Source organism: Microbispora sp. ZYX-F-249 (assembly GCF_039649665.1).
GTDB lineage: Bacteria > Actinomycetota > Actinomycetes > Streptosporangiales > Streptosporangiaceae > Microbispora > Microbispora maris.
This window is the reverse complement of record NZ_JBDJAW010000001.1, coordinates 145,746-158,475: the sequence shown is the minus strand read 5'-3', so window position 1 is coordinate 158,475 and position 12,730 is coordinate 145,746. Positions and strand designations below refer to the sequence as shown.

General features: G+C 68.2%; 16 protein-coding genes. 15 read left to right on the top strand and 1 reads right to left on the bottom strand.

Going from position 1 to position 12,730, the window contains the following annotated elements; translation table 11 throughout:
* The first annotated feature begins 316 nt into the window (after window positions 1-316).
* From AAH991_RS00740 to AAH991_RS00670, 15 genes are all read left to right on the top strand, one after another.
* A complete protein-coding gene (locus AAH991_RS00740) occupies window positions 317-670 on the top strand; it encodes a hypothetical protein (protein ID WP_346223977.1) in 354 nt (117 codons plus the stop codon).
* A 53-nt stretch (window positions 671-723) separates the two neighbouring features.
* Window positions 724-1,065 carry a hypothetical protein gene (locus tag AAH991_RS00735; protein WP_346223976.1) on the top strand — a complete coding sequence of 114 codons (342 nt, stop codon included), beginning with the start codon at window positions 724-726 and terminating at the stop codon, window positions 1,063-1,065.
* On the top strand, window positions 1,037-1,321 hold the full coding sequence (locus AAH991_RS00730; protein WP_346223975.1) for a hypothetical protein: 285 nt from the start codon (window positions 1,037-1,039) through the stop codon (window positions 1,319-1,321). The genes AAH991_RS00735 and AAH991_RS00730 overlap by 29 nt, the downstream gene beginning before the upstream one ends.
* A 464-nt stretch (window positions 1,322-1,785) precedes the next feature.
* Window positions 1,786-2,262: a hypothetical protein gene (locus AAH991_RS00725; protein ID WP_346223974.1), complete on the top strand. Its 477-nt coding sequence runs from the start codon at window positions 1,786-1,788 to the stop codon at window positions 2,260-2,262.
* A gap of 2 nt (window positions 2,263-2,264) precedes the next feature.
* On the top strand, window positions 2,265-3,101 hold the full coding sequence (locus AAH991_RS00720; protein WP_346223973.1) for a hypothetical protein: 837 nt from the start codon (window positions 2,265-2,267) through the stop codon (window positions 3,099-3,101).
* Between the two features lie 3 nt (window positions 3,102-3,104).
* Entirely contained in the window at window positions 3,105-3,794 is a 690-nt protein-coding gene (locus tag AAH991_RS00715) for an SAF domain-containing protein (RefSeq protein ID WP_346223972.1), read from the top strand.
* On the top strand, window positions 3,788-4,504 hold the full coding sequence (locus AAH991_RS00710; RefSeq protein ID WP_346223971.1) for a CpaE/TadZ family protein: 717 nt from the start codon (window positions 3,788-3,790) through the stop codon (window positions 4,502-4,504). Before AAH991_RS00715 ends, AAH991_RS00710 begins: the two co-directional genes overlap by 7 nt.
* A complete protein-coding gene (locus tag AAH991_RS00705; protein ID WP_346223970.1) occupies window positions 4,504-5,805 on the top strand; it encodes a TadA family conjugal transfer-associated ATPase in 1,302 nt (433 codons plus the stop codon). Before AAH991_RS00710 ends, AAH991_RS00705 begins: the two co-directional genes overlap by 1 nt.
* Window positions 5,796-6,623, top strand: a complete 828-nt coding sequence (locus AAH991_RS00700; RefSeq protein WP_346223969.1) for a type II secretion system F family protein — start codon at window positions 5,796-5,798, stop codon at window positions 6,621-6,623. The genes AAH991_RS00705 and AAH991_RS00700 overlap by 10 nt, the downstream gene beginning before the upstream one ends.
* Window positions 6,620-7,501 carry a type II secretion system F family protein gene (locus tag AAH991_RS00695; protein WP_346223968.1) on the top strand — a complete coding sequence of 294 codons (882 nt, stop codon included), beginning with the start codon at window positions 6,620-6,622 and terminating at the stop codon, window positions 7,499-7,501. Before AAH991_RS00700 ends, AAH991_RS00695 begins: the two co-directional genes overlap by 4 nt.
* A 24-nt stretch (window positions 7,502-7,525) precedes the next feature.
* Entirely contained in the window at window positions 7,526-7,738 is a 213-nt protein-coding gene (locus tag AAH991_RS00690) for a hypothetical protein (RefSeq protein ID WP_346223967.1), read from the top strand.
* 16 nt (window positions 7,739-7,754) lie between these two features.
* Window positions 7,755-8,105, top strand: coding sequence for a TadE/TadG family type IV pilus assembly protein (locus AAH991_RS00685; protein ID WP_346223966.1), 351 nt, complete (start codon window positions 7,755-7,757; stop codon window positions 8,103-8,105).
* Between the two features lie 89 nt (window positions 8,106-8,194).
* The gene (locus AAH991_RS00680; protein WP_346223965.1) at window positions 8,195-8,596 is read left to right on the top strand and encodes a TadE/TadG family type IV pilus assembly protein; all 402 of its coding nucleotides are present in this window, start codon (window positions 8,195-8,197) and stop codon (window positions 8,594-8,596) included.
* Entirely contained in the window at window positions 8,596-9,012 is a 417-nt protein-coding gene (locus AAH991_RS00675; protein ID WP_346223964.1) for a pilus assembly protein TadG-related protein, read from the top strand. Before AAH991_RS00680 ends, AAH991_RS00675 begins: the two co-directional genes overlap by 1 nt.
* Window positions 9,013-11,628 carry an AfsR/SARP family transcriptional regulator gene (locus tag AAH991_RS00670; RefSeq protein ID WP_346223963.1) on the top strand — a complete coding sequence of 872 codons (2,616 nt, stop codon included), beginning with the start codon at window positions 9,013-9,015 and terminating at the stop codon, window positions 11,626-11,628.
* Window positions 11,629-12,009: 381 nt separating this feature from the next.
* On the opposite strand, the gene narI is transcribed toward AAH991_RS00670, so the two are convergent.
* Complete coding sequence (narI, locus tag AAH991_RS00665) at window positions 12,010-12,720, bottom strand: respiratory nitrate reductase subunit gamma (protein WP_346223962.1); 711 nt, start codon at window positions 12,718-12,720, stop codon at window positions 12,010-12,012.
* Between the last annotated feature and the right edge of the window lie 10 nt (window positions 12,721-12,730).

Sequence of the window (12,730 nt, the reverse complement as noted above, 5' to 3'; positions counted from 1 at the left end):
CCTCGTCAGCCAGTACGCGCCGTGCCGAAGAGACCTTCTCTGAGCGGGCCGCCCGGCAGCGCGAGGAGACTCTGACCCTTGTCCAGCAGCCGCTGAACGCGCGAGGGGCGCGCAAGAGCCAGGGGCAAACGGCTGACGTTCGAGACGCCGCGAAGCCGCGGCGCACAGCCGTCCCGCGCGCCGACCTGATCGCGTTCGAGGGTGGGGAGCCGTACGGCTCGGCCTGTGCGTATGAGCTGGAGCGCGTCTGTGACCGGAAGTTGGACCTGCCGGAAGCCGCACCCGCTGTGGCGGCACTGGCTATCGGAGGCACGCGATGAGCTGGGTGGGTGCGCCGGCCGGGTTGTCGATCGCCGGACAGGTGGCCGAGCGGCTTCGCCTCGAGTTGAGGCAGCTGGGGATCGTCGCCGATCTTCACGAGGGCAAGGGCTTGGCGCTGTTGTCCGTGTGGGTTGATCTGGTCGTCTGGTGCGAGCGGGGGGTGGAAGGCTGGCGGTACCGCTGGTGGACCGGCCGCGTCTCCGACCAGACGGGACGGCGGATCTACACCGGATGCCGGGCGGACGCGGTCAAGACGGCCGGGCAGCGGATCGCCGGGCGATACGCCGAACTCCGGCGCGTCCACCCCTTGTCACCCATATTCGCCGAGATCGGTGCGGCACCTGAATGATGTCGCGCTGAGCGACCTGATCTCTTCATCACGGCGGACGGAGGAAACGTGGCATGAACGACCAGAGGAACACCTTGTTGGGTGTGGGGGTGCACGGCGGGCTAGAAGTGGAGTACCAGGCGCGCGCAGGGGTGGTGTACGTCCGCGATCCGGATGATGAGGAGCGGGCGTCGGTCCGAGTGAGCCAGGCGCGGTGGAGCCGTTTCCTCGCCTCCGTCAAGGCGGGCCAGTTCGTCCCGCAGCAGGAGGGTGACGTGATCACGATCGCGATCGGCGACCTGTCGCACGCCGGGATCGTGCAGCGCCCGAGTTTCGTGACGACCACCCGACACACCTGGGAGATCTTCGTCAAGGCCGCCAAGGGCGGTGAATTCGACCGACTGGGTGCTCAATGAGCTCGGAGACTTGTCGGATGCGATGCCGAACGAGGACGACGTACCGGCACTGACGGCCGATGACCTGCGAGACGCGTGTCAGACGCTCGTGTGCCTCCATGAGGCCGTCGCCGAGGTGGTGGTGCGCGAGAACCGGAGTCCGCAAGGGCTGGTCACGGCCGATGGGCGGTTGAGTCGCGCGGGGGTGGATGCCGCGCTTACGGTGCTGGGCCTGCCGCTGGTGTCGGATGAGGAGTGGTGGGCTCTCGGTGGTTAGGCGTCGCGCGGATACCTCGGGCTGACTCTGCGGGGGCGCTACTTGGGGTCACTACTTGCAGGACGGTAGGGACCAAGGCCAGCACCAGGCCCCATGGTCGGCTTGCCGCGCAACTCAGGAGTCCGGAGCGAATCTCATCCTTGACCTCTATGTGAGAACGACAACGAGGCATCGCTCACCTTGATGAGGAAAGAGGCAATCTCGATATGAATGGGTGGTAGCGCATCGGATAAACGGTAGATCTCTTTGAAGTTGTTTTCGCCACCGGGGCAGGCCTTGGTGGCTACTTCAATGTGTCCTTCTGGTTAGTTTTCTTCTCTGGCCTCACCGAGGCTTGCCATCTAGCCTGTAGCTCTCCGCAATGATCTGATTGCTGCGAGTAAAGGGCGCTGGTAATGGCCTTAGTTCGGCGATATTCCAAACGGCTTGTACTGGCCGCTCTCGCGCTGTCGGCTTCGGCCTGTATGGCAGACGAGGGGGCACTGCCGCGGCCGTCTCCCACGGCTTCGACGACCGTCTCGCCGAAGCTGGCTGCTACAGCGGAAGAGGCCGTGCTTATCGCCTACAAGAGCATCTACGCTGCTGGCCAGCGGGCCGAGCGCACTCCTGATGGGCAGCGGAAGCCGGTCCTCGCTCCGTACGTGACTGAGCCCCTGTTGAGCAGGATGCTCCGCGGCATCGTCGCGCTTCGGGCCACCGGGAGATTCACGTGGGGGTCGCCGGTGGTTCATCCCTTCGGCATCAAGGTCAAGGGGCAGAAGGCCACGCTGCACGACTGCCAGGACAACCGGAATACCGGACAGATGGACGAGAAGACCTCGAAGCGGGTCCTTTATGGCAGTGAGAACACCCATCTCGTCGCGACGCTGCTCTTGGTTGAGGGCACGTGGAAGGTCTCGACGCTTGCGCATGTGAGGGCGCCGTGCTCGGTCGGATCTTGATCGTGAGCGTACTGCCCGTTATAACGGTGCTCACGCCCTCGCCGCCGCTGGACGAAAATAGGGTTCAGACGTCCCCTTTGGGCTATTTCTTGACAGTCGACAAGGATCCGCGCTCTGGACAGCAGGTCAAAGGCACCAGGGGGGCTCATCGCGGACCCGGTGTGACCTGCTCCTACACACCCTGGCATGCCAATGGGATGCAGAACGGCGGTCTGGAATGGGTCGACCCGGGTTCGAACCCCGACAGCGCAGCGAAGGGTAAGGGTGCCTACTACCTGGTGAAATGTTCCGACGGCTTCCGCGATGTCCGCTGGGTGCCCGACCGGTCGCCCGGAACTCCCCATGCGACGCCCGAGCAACTGGCCCGGCAGGCGTGGGCGCTCATTCCGGTGCACGAGCCGAAAGTGCTCACCGCGCCGCCGCGAGGCTCCACCGGCCTGGTCGGTCTGGACGAGTGGGTCTATCTCGCAAAGGGGGAGTGGAACCCGAAGCACAAGCTGGTGGAAACGGCCGGGGTCTGGGCGGAGGCGACCGCGCGTCCCCAGAAGATGACGGTCGATCCCGGCGGCGGTCTCAAGCCCGTCACCTGTGATGGGCCCGGCACGCCCTACGACCCGAAGCTTCCCGCGAGTCGGCAGAAGCCGAGCTGTGCGGTGAAGTACCTGCGGCCGTCGCTCGGGCAGGGGCAGGGCGACGCCTACCGGGTCACAGTGACGGTCACGTGGAGCGGCACGTGGAGGGGCTCCGGCGGGACCGGTGGCACGCTGCCGCCGATCACGCGATCCACCTCGTTCCCGCTCCGTGTCGCGGAAGCTCAGGCACTGATCAGCAAGGACTAGCGGATGCTCCAGCGAACGATGGCGGCCCCGAACGGTTCGCCGCCGGTACGACCCGTGCCCGGCAAGCGCCGTCCCGCGATGGCGGTCGTCGGTGTCCTGGCGGTCGCGTTGAGCGCGGTCACGATGCTGCAGCTGTATCAGGTGGCCGCGCATCGCACGCAGGTCTTGGTGATGGCCCATGACGTTCCGATCGGGCAGGTCATCGAGCCCCAGGACCTGACCAGCGTCGGGGTCGGGGTGGTGCCGGGAATCCAGTGGACGCGCGCGCAGGACCGCGACGGCGTCATCGGCAAGCGAGCCACAGCCGACCTCAAGGCCGGGACGCTTCTCGCGCCCTCCCAGTTCGGCACGGCCCTCACCCCCGATAATGGCCAGCAGATCGTGCCGATCGCGCTCAAGGCGACCCAACTCCCCGCACGCGGGCTCAAGCCCGGCGACCTGGTCGTCGCGGCAGCCGTTCCCGAGGAAGGGCGGCAAGGCGTCGAGTACCGCGCGCTGGTCGACAAGGTCGGGCAGCCTGACGCCGATGGGACCGTGGTCGTGGACTTCCTGGTACCGGCCACGACAGGTACGGCTCTGGCCCGCCTGGCCGCGGAGGGGAAGATCGCGATGGTTCTCGGTTCGAGGGCCGGCCGTGCCGCCTTCGCCACGTCGACCTGCCCGCCCACCTCGGCACCAGGGGCGCCATGCTGACGGTGATGTGCTCAGGCGGGCATGCCGCCGGTACGACGACCAGTGCGCTGGCGGTCTTCCTGGAGTGGCCGCGCCCGGTGCTGCTGGCTGAGGCGGATCCCGGGGGCGGCACCATCCTGTCCGGCTATCTGGCCGGTACGCCGCGCGACCGCGGTCTCGCTGAGTGGGGTGTGAAGATCCGCCGGGGAGTGGCTGCGGCTGAGGCAATGCGGGATCAGCTTTATGCGGTCCAGGAGGGGAAGCTGCTGCTGCCGGGGCTTGCCGAGCCGAAGCAGGCCGAGGCCCTGCACCCGCTGTGGACGGACATCGCGAGTTGCCTGACGGCCCTGGATGAGGACGTCATTGTGGACCTGGGCCAGGTGGGTCGGCCGGACACGCCTAATGACCTGCTGCTCCGGGCCGATCGCGTGTTCGTCGTCACCCGGCCCACGCTGGTCCACCTGCATGCCACGACCTCCGTCGTACGGGATGTGAAGGCGCTGCGTGGGCATCTGCCGGAGCCGGAGCTGATTGTGGTGGGGGACGGGCCGTACCACCACAAGGAGATCGCCAAGACGCTCGGCGCCGAGGTCGCGGCATGGATGCCGGCCGACAAATGGTCCGCGCCGGCGCTCGCGTACGGCGTCGGCCAGGTCCGGCCGAAGTCGCCCCTGATGTGCAACGCCCGCGCGTTCGCTGCCGCCCTGGTGAACCAGGGGGTGATGGTGTGATGGACGACCAGGACTTTCGCCGTGCCGTACGGGAACTGCAGCAGCAGGTCAACAAGGCGCTGGATGAGTCGGGCGTCACGGGGGCGGAGGCGACCCTGCAGTACGGCAAGGCCGTCATCACGAACGTCGTCCGCACCTACGCCGACAACCTCGCCCTGCTGGGTCGGCCCGCTCCGAGCCTGGATGAGGAGGAGCAGCTCAAGAAGGCCGTCGAAAACCGGATTTTCTATCTGGGCGACCTGCAGCCGTTGGTGGATGATCCCGAGGTCGAGAACATCGACGTCAATCGGTATGACCAGGTCTGGGTGACCTACACCGACGGACGCAAGGTGGCCGGCCCGCCGGCGGCCGACAGCGAGGACGAGCTGATCGAGAACGTCCGCCGCTGGGGCATCTACCAGGGCCAGAACGCCCGCGACTTCTCCACGGCCAGGCCGATCCTGCACAAGGCGCTGTCCAACACGGTACGGCTGGCAGCGGCGACCGGCATCACCCCGCACACGGCGTTCTCCATCCGCAAGCACGGCATGCTGGATGCCACGATGTCGGACCTCGCTGCGGGCGGGACGATGTCCTGGCTGGTGCGGGGCTTCCTGCACGCGGTGATGAACGTCCCGATGAACGTGATCGTCGCGGGGGCGATGAACTCGGGTAAGTCCACCCTGGTCCGTGCCCTGGCCGGGGACATCAACCCGTTCGAGCGGCTCATCACGGTCGAGAACGAGCGCGAGCTGTTCCTGCACCTGATGCCCGAGCGGCACCACGACGTGCTCAGCTTCGAGGCGCGTGCCGCCAACTCCGAGGGCGAGGGCGCGGTCACCATGCGCCAGCTGATCGACGACGCGTTCCGCTTCAACGGCCGCCGCATCCTCGTCGGCGAGGTACGAAGTGACGAGCTGGTCCCCATGCTGGTCGCGATGAACTCCGGCGGTCGCGGGTCGATCTGCACCATGCACGCCGACTCGGCGGAGGAGATCTTTCCTCGCATGGAGATCCTCGCCGGGACGATGCCCGCCGACGCGCTGTTCCGCCTGGTCGGCAAGGCCGTCGACTTCATCGTCTACCTCCGGCACGAGGTGAGCCACGACCCCGACGCCCCGATGAACGTCCGCTACATCTCGGAGATCTTCGAGGTCCTGCCGCCTGCCGATTCCGTCGTCCCGGCCGTCAACCGCGTCTTCGTCCCGGGGCCGGACGGGCGGGCGGTACCGAACATCATGCCCCAGTGCATGGACAAGCTGGTCAAGGCGGGATTCGACGCCACCATGTTCATCCCGAGAGCGGGTGGGCTGTGGAACTGATCGCCGCCCTCGCCGGAGGAGCCTTCGCCGCCGGGATCCTCCTGGTCATCGCCGGCCTGCGCCGGCTCCCGGTACGGCATTCCCGGCGTGCACGACGGCACGTGAAACTCCCGGGCCTGCCTCTCGCGTTGGCCATGGGAGCAGCGGCCATCGTGTTCTGGCTGACCGGCTGGCCCGTCGCCGCCTTCTCGGCCGGGGCTGCCGTGTTGCTCCTGCCTCGGGTTCTGTCCGGCCGGGAGGTGGCGCGCCGGATCGCCCGGCTGGAGGCGATCGAGACATGGATTCGCCAGCTCGCGGACGCCCTGTCCGGGAGCGCGGGCATCGAGGAGGCCCTGGCCATCAGCGCCCGCAACGCACCGGAGCCGATCGCCGCCGAGGTCACCGCGCTCGCCCGCCGCCTGGCCCTGCGAGTACCGGCCGACACCGCCCTGCGTGCCTTCGCCGACGAGCTCGACGACCTGGTCGGTGACATGGCCGCCGCCTCCCTGATCCTCGCCACGGAGTCTCGGGGACGCGGTCTGCGGGAGGTGCTCCTGGGACTCGCCCGGACCATCGGCATGGACGTGTCCGCCCAGCGTGAGGTCGAGGCTGAGCGATCCCGGCACCGCACCACCGCCCGTTGGGTCATCGGCGCGCTGCTCGGCTACACCGGTTTCGCCCTGCTGAACCAGGAGTACGTGGCGCCGTTCGGCAGCTTCTTCGGACAACTCGTCCTCGCGGGAGTTGCCGGGCTGTACGCCGTGACGTTCTGGTGGATCCACCGCCTCGGCAGCGCCCCGGAGACCGACCGTTTCCTGAACGAGGAGGCTGCGGGATGACCTGGGCGGTGCTCGCCGCCGGAGGCACGATGGGCCTCGGCCTGTTCCTGATCCTGCTCGCCGTACGGCCCGGCCCACCCGAGCTGGCCGCCTCGCTGGCGCGCCTCCAGCCCGGCGGTGGTTCGGTGGAGGTGTACAGCCTGCCCGAACGCGTCCGCCGCACGGCCATCGGCGTGCTTGGCTCGTCCTGGCTGGGGAGCCGGGCGAAGAATTCCGACCTGGCCATCGTCGGCAGGAGCCGGGAGACCCATCTCGGTCGGAAGGCGCTGCTCATGGCCACTGGCCTGTGCGGACCGGCCCTCCTGTGGACGTACGGCTGGCTGCTCGGCGTCACCTTCCCCGCGATCATCTTGTGGGCGGCGTCCGCCGTCTTCGGCGCCGTGATGTTCACCGCGCCCGAGCTGTCGCTGCGGGTGGAGGCCGCCACCGCGCGGCGGCGATTCCGCAGGGCGCTGGTCTGTTATCTGGACCTCGTCGCCCTGTGCCGACTGGCCGGACGCGGGCCGGCCGATGCTCTCGACTCCGCCGCCCGCGTCGGGAAGGGGCAGACGTTCAAGCGGCTCTCGTCCGCGCTCGACCCGGCCTTCCGCGGTACCGGCTCCGCCTGGGATGAGCTCGCCCGCCTGTCGCGGGAGCTCGACGTACCAGAGCTGGGCGAGGTCGCCGCGATCGCCAAGATGGCCGGCACCGAGGGCGCCAGCATCCTCGACACCCTCAAGGCCAAGGCGGCCAGCCTGCGCGAAAGCGAGATGGCCGCGCTGCTGGCGAGGGCGAAGAGCCGCACCGAAACCATGACCGTCCCCATGTCCCTGACCGTCGTCGGCTTCATGATCTTGCTGGGCTACCCGGCCCTGGCCCGGATGACCGGTGGTGGATGACCGTATGAGAGAAGGGTCCTTCGCATGCTGCACATCTACGGTCGCATGTTGGCGGTCGGCGCGTGGATCAACACCAAGGTCCCGCTCCTTCGGCGGCTTCGCCCCCGACCGGGGGCGGACGCCGGAGAGGGGCCACTGGGCTTCATCGTTCTCGCCGCGGCGATATTCCTGCTGGCTGTCGCGGTCGCAGCCAAGATCACGCAGGTGGTCAACGACTACATGGGGAAGATCAAGTGATCGCGGGTCGGCGCCGTTGGAGGCGGCCATCCTCTATCCGGTGGTCCTCACCCTGACCCTGGTCCTGGTCAACACGGCGCTGTGGTTCCACGCCCGAAACGTCGCGCTCGCCGCCGCTCAGGAGGGTGTACGGGTCGCCCGGGCGTACGGCTCCAACCTCTCGGCCGGCACGGCCGTCGCCGAGAGGTTCGCCCAGCGGGTCGGCGGGTCCTTCCTACTCTCGCCACACGCCAGCGCCGGCCGTACCGGCGGCACGGTGTCGGTGACCGTGCAGGGGGAGGCGCTCGCGTTGGTGCCGCTGATCAAGCTGACGGTGACCCAGGTCGCCCACGCCCCCATCGAACGATGGTCAACGCCCACCCAATGAGCGGCGTACGACTTCATCGTGATCGGGTTCATCGCTCTAACCGGGGACGCGTCTGGGTTTCCTCTGGAGCCGCCGCCGAGCGCGGGTCGATGACGGTCGAGCTGGCTGTTCTCGCGCCCGCGCTCGTCTTGGTGCTCGTAGCGATGATCGCGGCCGGTCGAATCGTGATCGCGCATGGCTCGGTGGAGGCGGCGGCCCGCGATGCCGCCCGGCAGGCGTCCATCTCGCGTGACGCCTCCTCCGCGCGCACTGCGGCGCTGACGAGCGCGCGAGCAGCGCTGGCCCGTGAAGGGCTTGAATGCGCGCCGTCGGTCTCGGTGGACACGGGCGGGTTCTCCGCTCCTGTGGGACGACCGGCCACGGTGTCCGCGACGGTGACCTGCGAAGTACAACTCAGCGACCTCGCCCTGCCCGGAATCCCCGGCTCCAAGGTCCTGACCAGCCAGTTCACCAGCAGCCTTGACCCGTTCCGCGCCCGAGGAGACCGGTGATGCTCCACGGCGACAGGGGATCGATCTCGGGATTCGTCGTGGTCGTCATGCTGGCCGCCTTGGTGTGCCTGGGCCTGGTTGTGGACGGCGGGCAGAAGATCCGCGCCTATCGGGAGGCGTACGCGGTCGCGGAGGAGGCCGCACGAGCGGGGGCCGGTGTCGTCGACGTCGACCGCGCATACGCCCAGGGCGGCCGGTTCGAGCTGGACAGCGGTAACGCGCTGGCCGCCGCCCGCGCGTACCTCGCCTCGTCGGGGCACCGGGGGAGCGTCGCGATGACGGGCGGGCGGACGCTGCTGGTCACGGTGAACGTGTCCCGGCCGACCGTGCTGCTGTCACTGATCGGCATCGGTGACGTGACGGCCACCGCGAGCGCCTCCGCCCGGATGCTGCAGGGAATCGAGCAGGGAGAGTAGATGCACAGCCACCGCCCGACACCTGCCGCCGTCTACTCGGCACTGGCACTGGTGGCGCTGATCGTCGGGCCGCCCGTCGTCCTGCTCGGCTTCCTCGATCCGCCGCACATTCCCACGGGGGCGGAGCTGGCCACGCCAGGCGATCCGGCATTCCTGGTGAACGCGCTGCTGGCCACGGCATGGCTGTGCTGGCTGATGTTCACCTGGTCGGTGCTCGCCGAGGTGATGCGCCGCCTGCGGAATGTGCGTGAGCGTGCCGTGCTCCGGACGCCGTTCCAGCGGCTCGCCGCGCATCTCATCACGACGATCGCGATCTCGTCGGTCGCTCCGGCTCCCCAGGCAGTCGCCGCCACGGTCACCGTCGCCGCCACCCCCGTGGACGCTCCTCAGATCGCGCAGGAGGGCGTTGTCTCTGAGGCGGTTCAGCACACGATGTACCGGGTCAAGCCGCACGACACCCTGTGGGAGATCGCCAAAACGCATCTGGGCGACCCCATGCGATACCGGGAGATCGTAAAGCTGAACGAAGGCCGCCAGATGACCGACGGAGCTACCTTCACCTCCGACGGCTGGATCCGCCCCGGCTGGGTCATCCGGATGCCGTCGGACGCCAAGGAGCCGGAGCTGCAGCACACGCGGGTCCATGTCGTACGGGAAGGCGAAAGCCTGTGGGACATCGCCGAACGACACCTGGGGGATGGCAAGCGCTACCGGGAGATCTTCAAGCTCAACAAGGGCCAGCCCCAGCATGATGGCAGGCAGCTCACCCATCCAGGCGAGATCGAGGCCGGGTGGCGTCTCCGACTGCCGGAGAAGGCCCCGCCGGACAGGGCTGCCGAGCAGGCCGCAGTCCGAGAGCCCGCCCCTGCACACCAGGAGACCGTGACACCGAATGCCATCGAAACCCCGGCGGCACTTCCCGCACACCCCACACCGCGGGTGAGCATCGCCCTACCAGAGGGAGGAGTGGTCGGCCTGTCGTTCGCGGCGGGCATCGCCGTCGCCCTGGCCGCCGCACGCGTACGGCAACGCGTCCGGCGACCGATCCCGGGGGCGTCGGAAGCCGTTCAGATCGTGGCCCTGCCCAAGCCGGAGCCAGCAGTCCAGGCGGTTGACGAAGAGTTCCGGCAATCCACCGACCCGGTCCCGGACGACTACGACCTGGTCAAGGACTCCTTCACCACCAAGCCCCCTGCCACGCTGGATGTCGGCATACGCGCCGACAGGGTCGTCGCCGTGAACCTGCCCGGCCTGAACCTCTGCCTGAACGGGGACGGCGCAAAAGACGTCGTCCGGGCGCTGTTCACAGCTCTCGTCGCCCAGGCCGAGGCGCATCGTGTCGAGCTTGTCCTGTCTCGGGACGACGCGATCGAGCTATTCGGCGACGACTGGGACGCCCTCGCCATGCATCTGCCCGGCCTCACACTCACACCCACCTTCGACGACGCCGTCACGCACGTCGCCAGCGAGCACATCCACCGCACCGAACTGCTGCAAGACGCCGAAGTCGGCGACCTCGCCGCGTTTCGGGCCAGCAGGCCGGATGAGCTGGTCCCGGAGTTGGTGTTGGTCGGCCGGCTGACGGGCCGGGACCCGTCGTACCTCGAGTCGTTCATGGAATACGCCCCCCGCCTCGGAATCGGCGCCATCCTGCTCGGGACCCGGCTCGCGGAGGCCGGATGCGAGGTCGGGACGGACTTCCGAGCCGTCGGCGGCGACCTGGACGGCACCGACCTGTTCCACCTCTATCAGCAGGAAGCGATCGTCTTCCAACGCAGAATCGCGATGCAGCACGGTTATGAGGAGCCCGCTGAAGACGAGCCCGCGGCCGAGATTTCCGTCGTGGAGAACGCCCCGGCCACGACCCGCATCCGCCTGCTCGTGCTCGGTGAGGTACGCGTGGAGATCGACGGAGAACCGGTCGACATCCCAACCGCCAAAGGCATGGAGATGCTCGTGCTCCTCGCGGTTCATCCAAACGGCCGGACCCGGGAGGAGATCTGCGCCGAACTATGGCCCGATGTCGGCGAACCCCAGGCCGGGTACCGCTTCCACGCCGCACTCAGCGATCTGCGCAAGCGACTCTGGGCTGCCACAGGCACGACCCGCAAGGAGACGAACTTCATCGAAGCGGAAAGCGGGACCTACCGGATCGACCGCCAGCACGTCTGGATCGACCTCTGGGAGTTCCACCGCGCACTCGCCGAAGCGAGGAAAGCCACAGACCCTGAGGCCAAGACCGCCGCCCTGGACAGAGCCGCTGAGGTCTGCCGAGGCCACCTCGCCGACGGGGCACCGTATCTCTGGATCGACCTCGACCACAGAGACCCGCTCACCCTCGCCTCCGTACGGGCGCTCCTCCAGCTTGGAGGCATCCATGAGAGGGCCGGAAGACCGAAGCGGGCTCTGGAAGTCATGGAGCGGGCGCTGACGCTCGATCCCATCAACGAGGCCGCCGCGGCCGCCGTCATCCGCCTGCTCATCGAACTTGGCCGCCGAGACGAGGCACGCCTACGCGCCCAGCACCTCAACACCCACCTCGCCAGCCTCGATCTTGAGCCGAGGTGCGAGACTCAGGCGGCCTTCAAACGGCTCAACGTTCGCCAGCGATCCTGAAGGGGAGTGCCAAGAAAGGCTCGCCCTCGGCGACTATCAGGACGGCCAGATCGACGTCATATGAAACTGCTACGCCAGCGAGTGCTGGCATACGCAACTCCGTCTGAGACCCAGCGAGCATGGCCTGCCAGTCACGGACGACCATACCCGGGTCGAAGAGGTGATCGTTAGGACATTGAAGGAAGCGCTGCCCCACCACGACTCCAACTGGTAGCACCGCTTCGGTGAGGGTTACCGAGAAACCGACCCGGGCCCGGCGCTCGCCGAGCGCCGGGCCCAGCGATGATACGCGAACCCACGGCCCACATGGCTGGTCGAACACCCGTCAGTCGCCGTTAGGCTGCCCTACAGCCGGGTCCTGTCGGTAGTCGTTTCTGATGGTCAGAGGCGGCCGGCGGGCTCCCAGCCGCGGCGCGGCGGGCGGGAGCCGCGCTGGTCGTCGCGGCTGCGGTAGACGATGTACGGGCGGGTGAGGTAGCCGACGGGTGCGGTGAGCATGTGCACGAGCCGGGTGAATGGCCAGACGGAGAACAGGACGAGCGCGCTGAGCGCGTGCAGCTTGAACAGGATCGGCGCACCTGCCATCAGCTCGCCCTCCGGCTGGAGGTAGAAGACCGACCAGAACCACGGCGAGATCGTCGTGCGGTAGTCGTAGCCGCCGCCGACGATGTTGGCGACGACGGTGGCGGCCAGCCCGAGCGCGATCGTCAGGGCGAGCAGCGCGTACATCAGCTTGTCGTTGCGGGTGGTGGCGGTGAAGACCGGGCCGACCGTGCGGCGGCGGTAGATGAGGATCGCCAGGCCGGCGACCGTGCAGATGCCCGCGATCGTGCCGAGCACGACCGCCGTCAGGTGGTAGGTGTGCTCGCTCACTCCGGCCGCCTCGGTCCAGGTCTTGGGGATCACCAGGCCGCCCACGTGGCCGAGCGCCACGACCAGGATGCCGAAGTGGAACAGCGGGCTGCCGATACGCAGCAGCCGCGACTCGTACATCTGGGACGACCGGGTCGTCCAGCCGAACTTGTTGTAGCGGTAGCGCCACACGTGGCGGCCGTGATGGCCGCCGTCGTTGCGGTCGCCCTTGGCCTTCATCGAAGGCGGA